This is a genomic window from Pseudomonas shiyinii, assembly GCF_056725765.1.
Genome location: NZ_CM161522.1, coordinates 3,873,255 through 3,888,888, shown reverse-complemented (window position 1 = coordinate 3,888,888; position 15,634 = coordinate 3,873,255). Strand labels below are relative to the sequence as shown.

General features: G+C 62.2%; 14 protein-coding genes. 8 read left to right on the top strand and 6 right to left on the bottom strand.

Translation table 11 applies throughout. From position 1 onward, the window contains the following. The first annotated feature begins 54 nt into the window (after nucleotides 1-54). Nucleotides 55-531, top strand: coding sequence for a ferritin-like domain-containing protein (locus tag ACXHGZ_RS17550; protein ID WP_480460712.1), 477 nt, complete (start codon nucleotides 55-57; stop codon nucleotides 529-531). Here ACXHGZ_RS17550 and ACXHGZ_RS17545 read toward each other — a convergent pair. The 6 genes from ACXHGZ_RS17545 to norR all read right to left on the bottom strand — a co-directional run bounded on the left by ACXHGZ_RS17545 (nucleotide 528) and on the right by norR (nucleotide 7,779). After that, nucleotides 528-2,024 (bottom strand): GGDEF domain-containing protein, encoded by a 1,497-nt coding sequence (locus tag ACXHGZ_RS17545; RefSeq protein WP_480460711.1) that lies wholly within the window; start codon nucleotides 2,022-2,024, stop codon nucleotides 528-530. The two genes, ACXHGZ_RS17550 and ACXHGZ_RS17545, sit on opposite strands and share 4 nt — an antisense overlap. A gap of 131 nt (nucleotides 2,025-2,155) precedes the next feature. After that, on the bottom strand, nucleotides 2,156-3,487 hold the full coding sequence (locus tag ACXHGZ_RS17540) for an OprD family porin (protein ID WP_480460710.1): 1,332 nt from the start codon (nucleotides 3,485-3,487) through the stop codon (nucleotides 2,156-2,158). 205 nt (nucleotides 3,488-3,692) lie between these two features. Next, nucleotides 3,693-3,917, bottom strand: coding sequence for a hypothetical protein (locus ACXHGZ_RS17535; protein WP_368829193.1), 225 nt, complete (start codon nucleotides 3,915-3,917; stop codon nucleotides 3,693-3,695). Between the two features lie 193 nt (nucleotides 3,918-4,110). After that, entirely contained in the window at nucleotides 4,111-4,845 is a 735-nt protein-coding gene (locus ACXHGZ_RS17530) for a YkgJ family cysteine cluster protein (RefSeq protein WP_480460709.1), read from the bottom strand. A gap of 152 nt (nucleotides 4,846-4,997) precedes the next feature. Further along, nucleotides 4,998-5,897 (bottom strand): chemotaxis protein, encoded by a 900-nt coding sequence (locus ACXHGZ_RS17525; protein ID WP_480460708.1) that lies wholly within the window; start codon nucleotides 5,895-5,897, stop codon nucleotides 4,998-5,000. A 328-nt stretch (nucleotides 5,898-6,225) separates the two neighbouring features. Next, a complete protein-coding gene (norR, locus tag ACXHGZ_RS17520; RefSeq protein WP_480460707.1) occupies nucleotides 6,226-7,779 on the bottom strand; it encodes a nitric oxide reductase transcriptional regulator NorR in 1,554 nt (517 codons plus the stop codon). A gap of 156 nt (nucleotides 7,780-7,935) precedes the next feature. Between norR and hmpA the strand changes: the two genes are divergently transcribed. The 7 genes from hmpA (at nucleotide 7,936) to cyoE (ending at nucleotide 15,532) form a co-directional block, all read left to right on the top strand. After that, nucleotides 7,936-9,111, top strand: coding sequence for an NO-inducible flavohemoprotein (gene hmpA, locus ACXHGZ_RS17515; protein WP_480460706.1), 1,176 nt, complete (start codon nucleotides 7,936-7,938; stop codon nucleotides 9,109-9,111). A 530-nt stretch (nucleotides 9,112-9,641) separates the two neighbouring features. After that, nucleotides 9,642-10,148: a disulfide bond formation protein B gene (locus tag ACXHGZ_RS17510; protein ID WP_084858522.1), complete on the top strand. Its 507-nt coding sequence runs from the start codon at nucleotides 9,642-9,644 to the stop codon at nucleotides 10,146-10,148. Nucleotides 10,149-10,707: 559 nt separating this feature from the next. Then, entirely contained in the window at nucleotides 10,708-11,652 is a 945-nt protein-coding gene (cyoA, locus tag ACXHGZ_RS17505) for a ubiquinol oxidase subunit II (protein ID WP_224456866.1), read from the top strand. 3 nt (nucleotides 11,653-11,655) lie between these two features. Beyond that, entirely contained in the window at nucleotides 11,656-13,674 is a 2,019-nt protein-coding gene (gene cyoB, locus ACXHGZ_RS17500; protein ID WP_480460705.1) for a cytochrome o ubiquinol oxidase subunit I, read from the top strand. 3 nt (nucleotides 13,675-13,677) lie between these two features. Continuing rightward, nucleotides 13,678-14,301 carry a cytochrome o ubiquinol oxidase subunit III gene (gene cyoC, locus ACXHGZ_RS17495; RefSeq protein ID WP_084858519.1) on the top strand — a complete coding sequence of 208 codons (624 nt, stop codon included), beginning with the start codon at nucleotides 13,678-13,680 and terminating at the stop codon, nucleotides 14,299-14,301. Beyond that, nucleotides 14,301-14,633: a cytochrome o ubiquinol oxidase subunit IV gene (gene cyoD, locus ACXHGZ_RS17490; protein WP_043208038.1), complete on the top strand. Its 333-nt coding sequence runs from the start codon at nucleotides 14,301-14,303 to the stop codon at nucleotides 14,631-14,633. The genes cyoC and cyoD overlap by 1 nt, the downstream gene beginning before the upstream one ends. An 11-nt stretch (nucleotides 14,634-14,644) precedes the next feature. Next, nucleotides 14,645-15,532, top strand: coding sequence for a heme o synthase (gene cyoE / locus ACXHGZ_RS17485; protein WP_224456863.1), 888 nt, complete (start codon nucleotides 14,645-14,647; stop codon nucleotides 15,530-15,532). The last annotated feature ends 102 nt before the right edge of the window (nucleotides 15,533-15,634 follow it).

The following is a 15,634-nucleotide window of genomic DNA, read 5'->3' as shown; positions in this document are numbered from 1 at the left end:
GGCACGATGCCTGCTCCATCACAGGGGACTATCACCTGCCAAGGAGTTCGCGCCATGAGTCATCCCAATAAAGACGTGATCGACGTACTCAACGACCTGATCGAGTACAGCAAAGACGGCGAAAAAGGCTTCAAGGAGTCGGCCGAAGATGTGAAGAACACTGAACTCAAGGCGTTCTTCGTCCAACGTGCCAGCGAGTGCGCCAGTGCCGCCGCCGAGCTGCAGGGCGAGGTGCGTCGCCTGGGCGGCGACCCGGAAACCTCCACCAGCCTGAGCGGCGACCTGCACCGGGGCTGGGTCAACTTCAAGTCGATGCTCACCGGCAAGAGCGAGGAAGCGGTGCTCAATGAAGTCGAGCGCGGCGAGGACTTCGCCCTCAAGGCCTACAAGGACGCGCGCGAGAAGCTGGTCAAGCTTGGCCGCACCGCCAGCGATGCGACCTATGCCCTGGTGGAAAAACAGTTGCAAGGCGTGCAGCGCAACCATGACCAGGTAAAAGCACTGCGCGACGCCGCGCGTGCCCGCTCCTAGTCCGACGGGCCTTCCACGCGGTTGCGGCCGTTGGCTTTGGCCCGGTAGAGCGCCTCGTCCGCCGAACCCAGCAAGCCGGTGAGGTCTTGCTGGGTGCCGGGGATGTGCAGGCTGATGCCGATACTCACGGTCACTGGCCGCTCATCGTTGCCGAACGTCGGCAGCGCCTCCACGCTGGCGCGTATGCGTTCGGCCAGCAGCCTGGCACCGGGCAGATCGGTGTCGGGCAACACCACCTGGAATTCTTCCCCGCCATAGCGCGCAGCCAGGTCCGCCGGGCGGCGGATGCAGCGCTCTATGGTCTTGGCGACCTCGCGCAGGGCATGGTCGCCGCCGGCATGGCCGTGACGCTGGTTGAACGACTTGAAGTGGTCCACATCCACCATGAGGATGGCCAGCGGCTGGCGATTGCGCTGGGCGCGCGCCCATTCCTGGCGCAACACCTGATCCAGCCGTCGGCGGTTGGCGAGCCCGGTGAGGCTGTCGGTGGCCGCCAGCGCTGCCAGGCCTTGCTCGGCTTCCTGGCGTCGACGCAATTCGCGCCCCAGCAGCAAGGTCAGCCAGAGGATACCGACGCACAGCAGGCCCGTGGCGACGCTGACCAGGATCGCGGTACGGCGCCAGGACTGGAATACCTCGTCGGCGGCGTCCACCACCAGCACGATCAGCGGCAGGTCGGCGACCCGGGCGAAGGTATAGATGCGCTGCACCCCGGCGTGCTCGGACCTGGCAGTGAAACTGCCGCTGCGCTCGTTGAGGATGCGTTGGAAGTTGGGCCGCTCGCTGTAGTTGCTGCCGATCATCGGGTCTTGCGGGCGCGAGGGTTGTCGGGCCAGCAACTGGCCGTCGGTGTTGAGCAGGTTGATGCTGCTGTCCCTGCCGATATCGAGGCGTTCGAACAGTTCGGTGAAATATGAAAGGCGCAATGCGCCGGCGGCGATTCCGGCGAATTCGCCGTTGGGGCCGGAAATCCGGCGGCTGAAGCTGATGCACCAGTCCAGGTCGCCCAGCCGCGCCTTGAACGGTGGGCTGATGAACAGGCCCAGGTCCGCTCGGTCGCGGTGGGCCTGGAAGGCCACCGAATCGGCAAAATTGGCCTGGCGCGGGCGCGCATGCAGCGAGTCGCCCAGTACATCACCGTGGGCGCCGAGCCAGAGGATATCCCCGCGCACCGGGGCGGCGAAGGTCTGATTGAAGAGGATCTGCTGGCGCAGTTCCGGCGAGCTGTTGAGCAACTCGGGATGTTTCACGGCCCAGATCACCCCATGCAGGGACTGGTCGTAGAGTTCGACGTTGCGCAGGATGTCGCTTTCGATGAGCTGGACGATATTGCCCGATGAGCGTTTGGCCGACTGCTCGACGCTGTCGCGCTCGCGGGCCAGCAGGTAGCTGACGATGGCCACGATGGCAAGCACAGCGAGGCAACTGCCCAGGTTGAGGATCAGTTCGGGGTGCGACCGGTACAGGGAAGAACGCGATGATCGAGTGGGCATGCTCGCTACTGCACGGGCGGGGCCATTACGCGGCGGCGGTATTCTAGGGAAGTGCGCAGGGGCGAACAAGGTTCGTTCGACGGAAAACAAGGGGCCGCGCTGCGGCCCGCCTTGTTCTGCCGGGCGTGCGGTCAGAAGATGTTCAAGGGGTAATCGACGATCACCCGCACTTCATCGTTGTCGCTGTTGTCATCGATATCGGCATAGCCCTGGCTGCCGCGGTGGGTGGCGTAGCGCAGCAGCACCGACAGGTCCTTGAGGTTGCCTTGCTGGAACACGTACTTGATGTCCAGGTCGCGCTCCCAGTGCATGGCGTTCTTGCCCTCGGCGTTGTAGTAGCCGTAGTAGTCGTTCTGGGCAGCCTTGGTCAGGTCGGCTTCGCCGCGCGAATAGGAGACCGAGGTGCTCAGGCCGGGGATGCCGACGCCGGTGAAGTCATAGTCGTACTGCAGCTTCCAGGAACGCTCGTTGGGGGCGTTGAAGTCCGAGTACATGCGCGAGTTGTCCAGGTACACGCTGTCGCCCAGGTTGATGTAGTCGAACGGCGTGTTGCCGTTCACGCGCTGGTAGGCGGCGGTGATGCTGTGGTAGCCGGCGTTGACGGTGAAGTGCAGGCTGTAGGTGTTGTTGTCGATGTTGCCCAGCAGCGCCTGGCCGGTGTCCTGGGTGTGGTAGAAGTGCAGGCCGGGGTTGAGGCTGACCAGGTCGTTGACCACATAGGTGTAGTCGAAGTCGAAGTAGTACTGGTTCCAGATGTCCTTCAGTTCAGCGGCATACAGGTTGGTGGTGATGTTCTCGGTGCCATTCCAGGACAGGCCGGCCCAGCTCAGGTGGTCGCTCTTGGTGCCGTCCGCCAGTTGTCCGTAGTAGGTGTCGATGCGGCGATGGCCGCTTTGGTTGTAGGGCTTGGTGAAGCTGACCTGGCCGCCTTCGAGCAGCAGGCCGTCGATGCTGGTGTTGGTCAGGCTCACGCCGCGGAAGGTCTGCGGCAGCATGCGGGTTTCACCGCCGGCGATCACCGGGTTGGTGAGGAACAGGTCGCCGGCCTTGAGTTCGGTGTCGAAGGCCTTGAACTTGACTGCCGCGCCCGCGGTAGAGAATGAGTGCGGGGCTGCGCCCAGTTCGCCGTTGTTCTTGATGTGTTCAGGCAGGATGCTGGTACCGGCATGGCCGCCACCGCCATCGAGCTTCAGGCCCAGGATGCCGTGTGCATCGAGGCCGAAGCCGACCACGCCTGGGGTGTAGCCCGATTCGAAGCGCGCCACGGCGCCCTGGCCCCATTCGCGCAGGTCACGCACGCCTGGGTTGAGGTTGTTGCGGTTGAAGTAGGCATTGCGAAAATGCAGGTTCAGGGTTGCCCCTTCGATGAAGCCATCAGCCTTGGCTTCATCGGCGTGTGCTGCTACAGGCATCGTTGCGGCAAGTGCAACGAACAACGGGGTAAAGCGAAACGCGGAAGACACCGGTACGAGCTCCTTTGGTCTGGCGGTGAGGCGTTGTTGTTTTCGGGTTTTGCAAGTTTCTTTATGAATACGTAACAGCGTGGCTGATAATTCGAGCACATAAAAAAAGCCGCTGATCGGCAGCGGCTTTAAAAGGCTAACATATCGACGCCCAAGGCGCCCACGGGCTAGCCGAGGGAAAAACAGGGAGCTACGGAATCGTCGATCAACTCTCGGCCTGATCGTCGGCAACCACCTTGGAAGCAGTCTGCTGCACGTCTTTCGCTGCATCTGCCTGTTGCGCGGCATAGGCGTCGCGCGCGGTTTGGTGAACAGCGGAAAGTTCGGCGTTACGGGCTACGAAGGCCGGCGATTCTTCAGCCATGGCCAGGGGCGACAGCAACAGGGACGACAGGACGAAAACGCTGGCAATACCCATACTGTTGGACATTTGAAACAACCTTCTTGCAAGGCAAGTGTGAATTGGGACAGGCATAAGTTAGTCCTAACACAGGCTCGGAAACAGGCTTGAGTTGGATAAGCACTGTTGCGTAAAAAGTAATGATCGAGTCGTGAAATAACCGGATTTCACTGCAAACCCGCGTAGTTGAGCGCTTGCCATTCGGCCCTGTTGGGAAGAGGCGTCAGAATCCGATGAAGGCGTAGTACACCGGTGCTTCGGCGGTGGTCTGCAGCCCATGGCTGGTCAGCGTTTGCGCAAGGGCAGGGGCTTCGACGTGAAGTGTCCATGGCGCATGGTTGTCATCCGGTACCCGGGTCAGGGCCTGGGCGAACGGCTCCATCGCCGGTAGGTAGGCGGTGAAGCCGTTGCCCTTGAGGGCGCTGGTGGTCATGCCCAGGGCCTGGCAGATGGCGATCTTGGCCGTGATGTCGTCGCGGTCGGCCTGGCGCGAGGCTTCGATCAGGGCGGCCAACTGTGGGTCCACCGGCAGCTGGCCATGGATCAGCGCGGGGCCTTGTGCCCAAGCCTCGGGCGGGCAGTCCTTGTTTTCCGGGCGCAGGGGCAGGTGCGGGTTGATCTCCGCCGGGTAGATGCGGCACACCAGTGGTCGGCTTTCATAGATGGTGCACAGGTCGTTGTCGTCCAGGTTGCGACAGCGGCCAGGGTTGAACGCGGCGAAGGTCACCGAGACCCACAGCTCGGCTTCGCCGCAGGCCACCGGGCAGGAACGGCGCAGCACATGGTCGCGCTGTTCGGCGGGCATGCCAGGGCCGTCTTCGACGAAGCCTTCGATCAGCACCACCACCTGGCCGCCGCTGGCGGCCCACTGGCGAGCTTCGCCCAGGGTCAGAGGAACGTGGTGGCCGGTGCAGCACTTACCGCAACCGGTGCAGGCGAAACGGATGGTGTCGTTCACGGTATACCTGGGCTCCATGGGCTTACGCGGGCGTGGTGGCCAGGAAGGGGCTGAGAAACTTCATGCGCGATCCGGCAAGAAAACGACCGAGGGACGCGAATTATGCCCGACTCGCCCCGGGCGGCAAGCCAGGGCATCTGTCACTGGATATATCAGTGCTCGGCGAACACCACGGTGCGCGCGGCCACCACCAGGCAATCGGTCAGCTCTGGCGAGGAGAACTTGGTGAGAATGGCATTGGCCCCGGCCAGCCGAGCCTTCTCGGCACTCATGGTGCTGTCCAGCGAGGTGTGCAGCAGCACATAGAGATGCTGGAAGTCCGGGCTTTCGCGCAGCGTGCGGGTAAAGGCGTAGCCATCCATCTCGGACATCTCGATGTCCGAGACGATGATGTTGATCTCCCGCTCGGTGCCTTGCAGCTCCAGCAGCACGTTGATCGCGTCCTTGGCGCTGCGCGCGGTATGGCATTCGATACCCAGGTTGCGCAGGGTGTGCACCGATTGCTGCAGGGCGACCTGGCTGTCATCCACCACCAGGATGTTCGCAGCGGCCAGCAGGCTCGCGTCTTCTTCGCCGAGCTCGCCGGGGTGGGGGGAGGGCTCGGGCGGGGCGATGGCATGGATGACCTTCTCGATGTCCAGCACCTGGACCAAGGTATCGTCCACACGGGTGACGCCAGTGATGAACGATCGGGTACCGGAGCCGTAGGGGGGCGGTTTTATGTCAGTGCTCAGGCAATGCACGATGCGGCTCACGGCCTGTACGTGCAGGCCTTGGCGCGATCGGCTGATCTCGGTGACGATCAGGCAGCCGCCGTCCGGGTCGGCCAGGGGCTGTTCGCCGATGGCGCGCGATAGGTCGATCACCGACAGCGGGTTGCCACGCAGGGTGGCTACGCCTTTGACGTGAGGGTGCGACTCCGGCAGCTTGGTCAGCGCGGGGCAGGGGATGATTTCGCTGACCTTGAGCAGGTTGATCGCCATCAGCTTGCCGCTGCGCAGGGTGAACAGCAGCAAGGACAACGAGTCCGCACGGGCGTTTTGCGTGGCCATGGGCAACCTTCGAGTCTGTCGGTAATAAAGGAGGTTGCCGGGTTATCGGCTTGTTCCGACCAGGCTTTAGGTGGTGGCGGGCCAATCGTGGGGCAAGCCCGCTCCCACTGAGCCTCGACAGTGTTCCAGGTAGCGTTGACCTGAAAGCGGGCTAACCCCTAATGCCTGTCAGTTAAGAACCCAGGGCGTTGCACGCCCATCGCCGGCAAGCCGGCTCCCACAGGGACAGTGCTGTCCTCTAGGCTCACGCATTACTTGTGGGAGCCGGCTTGCCGGCGATCGGCTGCGATATGCTTAGCTGACTGCATTAGGCTAACCCCGCTTTTTCTCAACGCAACCCTAGGCGCTTGGCCAGCCGGCTGAGGTTCGCTCTATCCAGACCAAGCTCCCGCGCCGCCGAGGCCCAATTGTCCTGGTGCTTGACCAGGCAAGCTCCGATCAAGCGCCGCTGGTAATCGTCCACTGCCTCGCGCAAGCCACCCTCGGGCAGGCTGGCCAAGGGGGCGGCGGGGGCCGGTGCCGGCTCGGCGTTGGCCGGCAGGGCAGGGCGCAGGTCCAGGTCGCTGGCGTCCAGAGTCAGGATTCGCGGGCGCTGGGCATGCTGGCCGAGCGCCTTGAGTGCCGAGCGGCCGATCAGGTGTTCGAGCTCGCGCACGTTGCCCGGCCAGTCGTAGGCCAGCAGGGCGGCCTGGGCGTCAGCACTCAGGCGCAGGCTGTTCAGGCCCAGGCGCGAACGGTTCTGCTCGAGGAAATAACCGGCGATCAGCAGCACGTCGCGATCGCGCTCACGCAGCGGCGGGACCAGCAGCGGATAGACGCTCAGGCGATGATAGAAGTCGGCGCGGTAGTTGCCGTTGCGCACCTCTTCGGCCAGGTCGCGGTTGGTGGCGGCGATCAGGCGAACGTCGACCCGGTGCTCCCGGTCCGAGCCCAGGCGCTGCAGTTGGCCGCTCTGCAGCACCCGCAGCAGCTTGGCCTGCACGGCCAAGGGCAGTTCGCCCACCTCGTCGAGGAACAGCGTGCCGCCATTGGCCAGCTCGAACTTGCCCCGGCGTTCGCCATGGGCTCCGGTGAAGGCACCGCGAACATGGCCGAACAGCTCGCTTTCCACCAGGGTGTCCGGCAGGGCCGCGCAGTTCAGGCTGATCAGCGGTTTGTCGGCGCGGGCGCTGGCGCGGTGCAGTGCCTGGGCCACCAGCTCTTTGCCCACGCCGGTCTCGCCGGTGATCAGCACGGTCAGGTCGCTGCCGCCGACCAGGCGGATTTCCTCCAGCAGGCGCTTGTGTGCCTTGCTCTGGCCGATCAGCTCCTTGTCCAGGCCACTGGCCTGGCGGTAGACCTCGGCGCGCTGGTGTTCGTCTTCGGCGCGCAGCGCCAGGTCCTCGATGCGTTCGGCCACGGTGACAGTCGCGGCGGCGAGGCTGGCGAATGCCTGCAGCGCGTCCAGTTCCAGGCTCTGGAACTGCCCTGGAGTGAGGGCGTCGAGGGTCACCAGGCCCCAGGGTCGTTCATCGACCATCAAGGGGCAACCCATGCAGTCGTGCACGTGCAGGTCGGCATGGGGCGCGTTGACCAGGCCATCGTAGGGGTCGGGCAGTTCGCTGTCGCTGGCGAAGCGGGTCGGTTCGCTGCGGCTGAGCAGGATCTGGAAGCGGGGGTGTTCGCTGACCTTGAAACGTCGCCCGAGGGTATCGGCCGACAAGCCATCGACGGCCAACGGCACCAGCCATTCGCCATCCAGGCGCAGCAATGCGGCGGCATCGCATGGCAGCAGACCGCGCATCGCTTCAAGCAGGCGGCGGTAGCGTTCCTGGTCGGGCAGGTCGCGGGACAGGTCGCTGACCAGGGGCAGCAGGCTGGTGAGTAGGGGCTGTGCAGTCATAAGGACTCCTGTTGGTCGTTATGACTATACGCCTGTCGATGTCGTTTTGACTCCCCCGTGCATGGAACCCCCGGATTCATTGGCCGGAAAAGTTGGCACGATTGGTGATAGAGCCAAGGCAGTCAAGTTCAAGCCACAGGCTCAGGAGTCATTGCAATGCTCAATGCCGAACAACGTGCAATCATCAAGGCCACCGTTCCGCTGCTCGAAAGTGGCGGCGAAGCCCTGACCACTCATTTCTACAAGATGATGCTCAGCGAGTACCCCGAAGTACGCCCGCTGTTCAACCAGGCCCACCAGGCCAGCGGCGACCAGCCGCGTGCCCTGGCCAACGGCGTGCTGATGTATGCCCGCCACATCGACCAGTTGGAACAGCTTGGTGGCCTGGTCGGCCAGATCATCAACAAGCATGTCGCCCTGCAGATCCTGCCCGAGCACTATCCGATCGTCGGCAGCTGCCTGCTGCGTGCCATCGAGGAAGTGCTGGGCAAAGACATTGCCACCCCGCAAGTGATCGACGCCTGGGGCGCAGCCTATGGCCAACTGGCCGACATCCTCATCGGCGCCGAGGAAAACCTCTATAAGCAGAAGGAGGAGGCCGCCGGCGGCTGGCGCGGTACCCGTGAATTCCGCTTGGTGCGTCGTGAGCAGGAAAGCAGCGAAATCACCTCGTTCTATTTCGCTCCGGTGGACGGCAAGCCGGTGCTCAAGGCCGAGCCTGGCCAGTACATCGGCCTGCAGCTGTTCGTCGACGGCACCGAGCAACGCCGCAACTATTCCCTGTCGGCCCTGTGCGATGGCGAGCAGTACCGCATCAGCGTCAAGCGCGAAGAGGGCGGCAAGGTCTCGAACTACCTGCATGACCAGTTGATGGTCGGCCAGACCCTGCAGCTGTTCCCGCCGTCCGGGGACTTCACCCTGGCCGCCAGCGACAAGCCGCTGGTGCTCATCAGCGGCGGCGTGGGCATCACCCCGACCCTCGCCATGCTCCAGGCTGCACTGCAGACTCAGCGCCCGGTGCATTTCATCCATTGTGCGCGCAACGGCGCGGTGCATGCCTTCCGCGACTGGATCGATGGCCTGGCCGCGCGTCACCCGCAGCTCAAGCGCTTCTACTGCTACGAGCAGGCCGGCCATGGCGAGGCCGATGCCGTGGGCCTGTTGAGCCAGGAACAGCTGGGCCAGTGGCTGCCTGGCGAGCGTGACCTGGATGCCTACTTCCTGGGCCCGAAAGGCTTCATGGCAGCGGTCAAGCGCCACCTGAAGGGTCTGGGTGTACCGGAGCAGCAGAGCCGCTACGAGTTCTTCGGGCCGGCGGCGGCGCTGGAGTAACGATCCGATAACAGTGGTGGCGCGATCGCCGGCAAGCCGGCTCCCACAGGATCCAGGCATTGGGTGTCTCTGTGGGAGCCGGCTTGCCGGCGAAGCGGATGCCAGGGTTGTCCCCAATCGCTGGCAAGCCAGCTCTCGTGCGCGGTGCTCCCGAACGTGGGTAATCGAGACGAAACGAACGTGACATCGTCCGTGCGGGGGCTGGCTTGCCAGCGATTGGGCCTTGTAGGCCTTCCTTTATATAGAAGGGGATGAAATAAGCAGGCGCAATTTCATCTTTAATCTTCCATTAATCACGGTATCCTTCACTCCCGGGTGTCGAGGGGCTTTCCCCTGCCTGACATCCGGGCTGTCGCTTTTGGGCGGTCGATGTTGAACCGATGTCGCTCCGTCTGGTCAGAAGTCGTCACCGGATAGCCCCTGCGCAGCATCAGCACGCCGCTCCTCGACGCACGTGTAGACTGTCGCCGGGCAGGCCAAGCGCCCTGACGCGCCACAGGCACTGCCACTATCCATCGAAGGAACCGGTAATGAACGAACAAACCTCGCACCTGAACCGCGAACGGCGCTTCCTGGTGCTGCTGGGCGTGATCTGCCTGTCGCTGATCGGCGGCGCCCTCTACATGCAGGTGGTGCTCGGCGAGGCGCCGTGCCCGCTGTGCATCCTCCAGCGCTATGCACTGCTGTTGATCGCGGTGTTCGCTTTCATCGCCGCGGCCATGCCCGGGCGTCGCAGCCTGACCTTCTTCGAAGCCTTGGTGGTGCTCAGCGCAATCGGCGGAATCGTTGCGGCCGGCAACCATGTGTATATACTCGCCCACCCGATGGTCAGTTGCGGTATCGACACCCTGCAGCCGATCGTCGACGACCTGCCGCTGGCGCACGTGTGGCCGCTGGCATTCCAGGTCGATGGTTTCTGCTCCACGCCCTACCCGCCGATCCTGGGGTTGTCCCTGGCGCAATGGGCACTTCTGGCGTTCGTCCTCACCACGGTCCTGGTGCCGCTGGGCATCTACCGCAACCGTCGCCGGGGTTAGACAAAAGTCCCCCTTCGAGGCCCCTCTGTTGCATGGCGAGATAACATCTTTACCTCGCCTCACGCTTGACCCAGATCAACGACAAAGCCTTGCAGTATGCGGGTTACAGGGCTATCAAGCGGGGTGCGACAAACTGTCGCGAAGTTGATTTTTTGAGCAGTATTGTTACCGATTCGGTAAAAGACTGTTGCTCAATAAGTCATAGTCAAGGGGGGGCGACCTATCTACAATCGCCCCCAATTTCCGTTCGGCACTGCTTGCGAGTCGCAGGATTGGAGGAAGCCGCAGCGCTTTCTTTTGCTGACTTCGACAAGTTTCGCCCAACGGCGATACCGGGCGGACCCCCCTCCGCGTTTTCCCGCACCAAATGGACTTGGTCTGAAGTACAGGCCGTTAGCCTACGAACCATAAAGCACCGTAAACCCGCTCGCGCCCAGGTCCAGCAGTCGGACCACAGGCAGGAGCGAATTCGAGCCCGAAATGCTGACGCTTGGCAGGACGAAGTGTTGGCGACCAAAACACAAATTGCATTGAAGCAAGCTGATCTAGAGGTCGTGAGATGAGTAAAAAGCGTTACCCCAGACTGTTTGGCATATTGCCCTTTTTAGGCATGCTTTTACTCAGTGGGTGCAACTGGACCCTGCTCGATCCAAAGGGCCAGGTGGGCATTGAGCAAAAGAACCTGATCCTGATCGCCACCGGCCTGATGCTGCTGGTCGTCGTCCCGGTCATCATCATGACCATCGCGTTCGCCTGGAAGTACCGTGCTTCCAACAAGGCCGCCACCTACACCCCCGACTGGTCGCACTCGACCAAGATCGAAGCGGCTGTCTGGATCATCCCGATCCTGATCATCATCGCCCTGGGCTATGTCACCTACCACTCCACCCACAAGCTGGACCCGTATCGCCCACTGGATTCCGACGTGAAGCCGGTGCAGATCGACGTGGTCGCACTGGACTGGAAATGGCTGTTCATCTACCCGGAACAGGGCATCGCCACGGTCAACAAGATCGTCTTCCCGGCCAATACCCCGGTCAACTTCCGCGTGACCTCCGATGCCGTGATGAACTCGTTCTTCATCCCGGGCCTGGGCGGCCAGATCTACGCCATGGCCGGCATGACCACCAAGCTGCACCTGATCGCCAACGAGAACGGCGAGTTCGACGGTATCTCCGCCAACTACAGCGGCGCCGGTTTCACCGGCATGAAGTTCAAGGCTACTGCAACCTCCCAGGCTGACTTCGAGAAGTGGGTCGCCGAAGTCAAGCAGTCGCCGAAGAAGCTGGATAAGGCTGAATACGAAGCCTTGGCCAAACCTAGCGAAAACAACCCAGTCACGCTGTACAGCGAGGCTTCGGCTGACCAGTTCCAGATCATCGTCGACAAGTACGAAGGCATGAACCGCGGTCGCCCGAGCCACGAAGAAGTAGGCAGCAAGGAACTGGCCACTACCAAGGGTGTGGAGTCGAGTATGCAACCAGCTGCCGGGGCAGAGGAGTAAGAGATGTTCGGTAAACTAAGTCTGGAGGCGATACCCTATCACGAGCCGATAGTCATGGTGACGCTTGCCATGATTGCGCTCGGTGGTATCGCTCTCGTCGGTGCTATCACCTATTTCCGCAAGTGGACCTACTTGTGGAGCGAGTGGCTGACCACGGTCGACCACAAGAAGATCGGGGTGATGTACATCATCGTCGCGATGGTCATGCTGCTGCGCGGCTTCGCCGACGCCATCATGATGCGTACCCAGCTCGCTGCCGCTACTGGTGGCGCCGAAGGCTACCTGCCGCCTGAACACTATGACCAGATCTTCACCGCCCACGGTGTGATCATGATCATCTTCATGGCGATGCCGTTCTTCACCGGCCTGATGAACCTGGCGGTTCCGCTGCAGATCGGTGCACGTGACGTTGCCTTCCCGTTCCTGAACTCCCTGAGCTTCTACCTGCTGCTGGCAGGCGTGCTGCTGGTCAACATCTCCCTGGGCGTTGGCGAATTCGCCAAGACCGGTTGGGTTGCCTATCCGCCGCTGGCGGGCATCCAGTACAGCCCTGGCGTGGGTGTCGACTACTACATCTGGGCGCTACAGCTCTCAGGTTTGGGTACGACGCTTACCGGCGTGAACTTCCTCGTCACCGTGATGAAGATGCGCGCGCCTGGCATGAAGCTGATGGACATGCCGATCTTCACCTGGACCTGCACCTGGGCCAACGTGCTGATCGTCGCTTCGTTCCCGATCCTGACTGCTGCTCTGGCCCTGCTGACCGTTGACCGTTATCTGGACTTCCACATCTTCACCAACGAGCTTGGTGGGAACCCGATGATGTACGTCAACCTGTTCTGGGCATGGGGCCACCCTGAGGTCTACATCCTGATCCTGCCGGCCTTCGGCGTGTTCTCGGAAGTCACCTCGACCTTCGCAGGCAAGCGCCTGTTCGGTCACCACTCGATGATCTACGCATCGGGCGCGATCGCCGTCCTCGGCTTCGCGGTCTGGCTGCACCACTTCTTCACCATGGGTGCCGGCGCCAGCGTCAACACCTTCTTCGGTCTGGCGACGATGCTGATCTCCATTCCGACCGGTGTGAAGCTGTTCAACTGGCTGTTCACCATCTACCAGGGCCGTCTGCGCTTCACCGCGCCGATCATGTGGACCCTGGGCTTCATGGTCACCTTCTCGATCGGTGGTATGACCGGCGTCCTGCTGGCTGTTCCAGGTGCTGACTTCGTTCTGCACAACAGCCTGTTCGTGATCGCCCACTTCCACAACGTGATCATCGGTGGCGCGGTGTTCGGCTACATCGCCGGCTTCGCCTACTGGTTCCCGAAAGCCTTCGGTTTCACCCTGAACGAGAAGTGGGGCAAGGCTGCCTTCTGGTTCTGGATCTCCGGCTTCTACGTAGCGTTCATGCCGCTGTACGCCCTGGGCTTCATGGGTATGACCCGTCGTCTGAACCACTCGGACAACCCGGCTTGGGAACCCTACCTGTACGTTGCCGTCGTCGGCGCCGTGCTGATCCTGTTCGGTATCGCTTGCCAGTTGATCCAGCTGTACGTATCGGTCCGCGACCGCAACCAGAACCTGGACGTCACTGGCGATCCATGGGGTGGCCGTACCCTGGAATGGTCGACTTCGTCGCCACCTCCGTTCTACAACTTCGCCCACATGCCTGAGAAGGTTGGCCTGGACGCCTGGCACGAAGCCAAGGAAGCCGGTGTTGCCTACAAGCCTGCGGCCAAGTACGAAGCGATCCACATGCCGAGCAATACCTCTACCGGTTTGTTCATGGGCCTGTTCCTGACCATCTTCGGCTTCGCTTTCATCTGGCACATCTGGTGGCTGGTAGGCGCGAGCCTGGTTGCAACCATCGCTGTCTTCGTTCGCCACGCCGCGCGTGACGACCAGGGCTACATGGTTCCGGCCGAAGAAGTGGCGCGCATCGAAGGCGAGCGCATGAAAGCGCTGGCCAAAGCAGGTGCTCTGCCTGCCGGCGCACGTGTCGAATCGTTTGAGCGGGTGTAATCAATGTCCAGTCAAGTAATCCACGCCGGCGCTCATGGTCACGACCATGGGCACGACGATCACCACCACGACTCGGGCCAGATGACCGTACTCGGTTTCTGGCTGTACCTGATGACCGACTGCATCCTGTTTGCGTCGCTCTTCGCCACCTACGCGGTGCTGTCCGGCAGTTTTGCCGGCGGCCCGTCGGGTCATGACATCTTCCAGCTCGATTTCGTAGCTGTTGAAACCGCATTGCTGCTGCTGTCGTCGATCACCTTCGGCTTCGCCATGCTGCAGATGTTCAAAGGCAACAAGGGTGGCGTGCTGGGCTGGTTGGCCATCACCTTCCTGTTCGGTGCCGGCTTCATCGCGATGGAAGTCTATGAGTTCCATCACCTGATCGGCGAAGGCTACGGCCCGAACCGCAGCGGCTTCCTGTCGGGCTTCTTCGCCCTGGTGGGGACCCACGGTCTGCACGTGACTGCCGGCCTGATCTGGATGGCTGTCCTGATGTACCAGATCAGCACCAAGGGCATCACCCCGACCGCCAAGACCCGCATGAGCTGCCTGAGCCTGTTCTGGCACTTCCTGGACGTGGTCTGGATCTGCGTCTTCACCGTCGTCTACCTGCTGGGAGTTCTGTAATGGCTAGCGCACACGACACTCATCACGAAGGCAACCACGGCAGCGTCAAGTCGTACGCGATCGGCTTCATCCTGTCGATCATCCTGACCGCGATCCCGTTCGGTCTGGTGATGTACCCGAGCCTGCCGAAGAACCTGACCGTCCTGATCGTGGTGGCCATGGCCGTCATCCAGGTGGTGGTGCACTTGGTGTACTTCCTGCACATGGACCGCTCGAAAGAGCAGCGTTCCAATGTGTCGACGTTCCTGTTCACCACTCTCGTAATCGCTCTGCTGGTCGGCCTGTCGCTGTGGATCATGTTCAGCATCCACATCGAAATGATGGCCAAGTGAGGTAAGACTGCATGTCCGTGAAGCACTTTATCCAAATCACCAAACCGGGGATCATTTTCGGTAACGTGCTTTCCGTGGCAGGCGGTTTCTTCCTTGCCGCGAAGGGCCATGTGGACTTCGCCCTGTTCTTGGCGGTGGTGGTAGGTACCTCCCTGGTCGTCGCGTCCGGATGCGTGTTCAACAACTGCATCGACCGCGACATCGACCAGAAGATGGAGCGCACCAAGAACCGCGTCATGGTCCAGGGCGGCATGTCGCTGCCCTTCGCGCTGGCCTATGCCACCCTGCTCGGGGTGGCGGGTTTCAGCTTGCTGTATGTCCAGGCCAACCCGCTGTCGGCGTTCTGCGCGCTGGTCGGCTTCGTCGTCTACGTGGGCTTCTACAGCCTTTGGCTCAAGCGCAAGTCGGTGCACGGCACCCTGGTCGGCAGCCTGTCCGGTGCCATGCCGCCTGTGATCGGCTATTGTGCCGTGAGCAACAGCTTCGACCTGGCTGCAGTGACCCTGCTGGTGATGTTCAGCCTGTGGCAGATGCCGCACAGCTTCGCCATCGCCATCTTCCGCTTCAAGGACTACAGCGCCGCCAACATCCCGGTCCTGCCGGTGGCGCGCGGTATCCTGGCAGCGAAGAAGCAGATTGTGCTGTACGTGCTGGCCTTCGTGCTGGCCACCCTCATGCTCACCCTCGGTGGCTATGCAGGGCTTGGCTACCTGGCCGTTGCCGCCGCCATGGGCCTGTACTGGCTGTACATGGCCTGGGGTGGCTACAAGGCTGAAGACGACAGCAAGTGGGCGCGCAAGGTATTCGGTTTCTCCATTCTCACCGTCACCGCCCTGAGCGTGATGATGTCGGTGGACAGCCAGACCGCTACCGACGTGCTCATGACCTACGCACGCTGACAGTCGCCTGTTACACGAAAAACCCCGGCCAATGTTGCCGGGGTTTTTTTTTATCTGTTCGACCCTATCGCTGGCAAGCCAGGTCCCACAGGTATGGCGGGG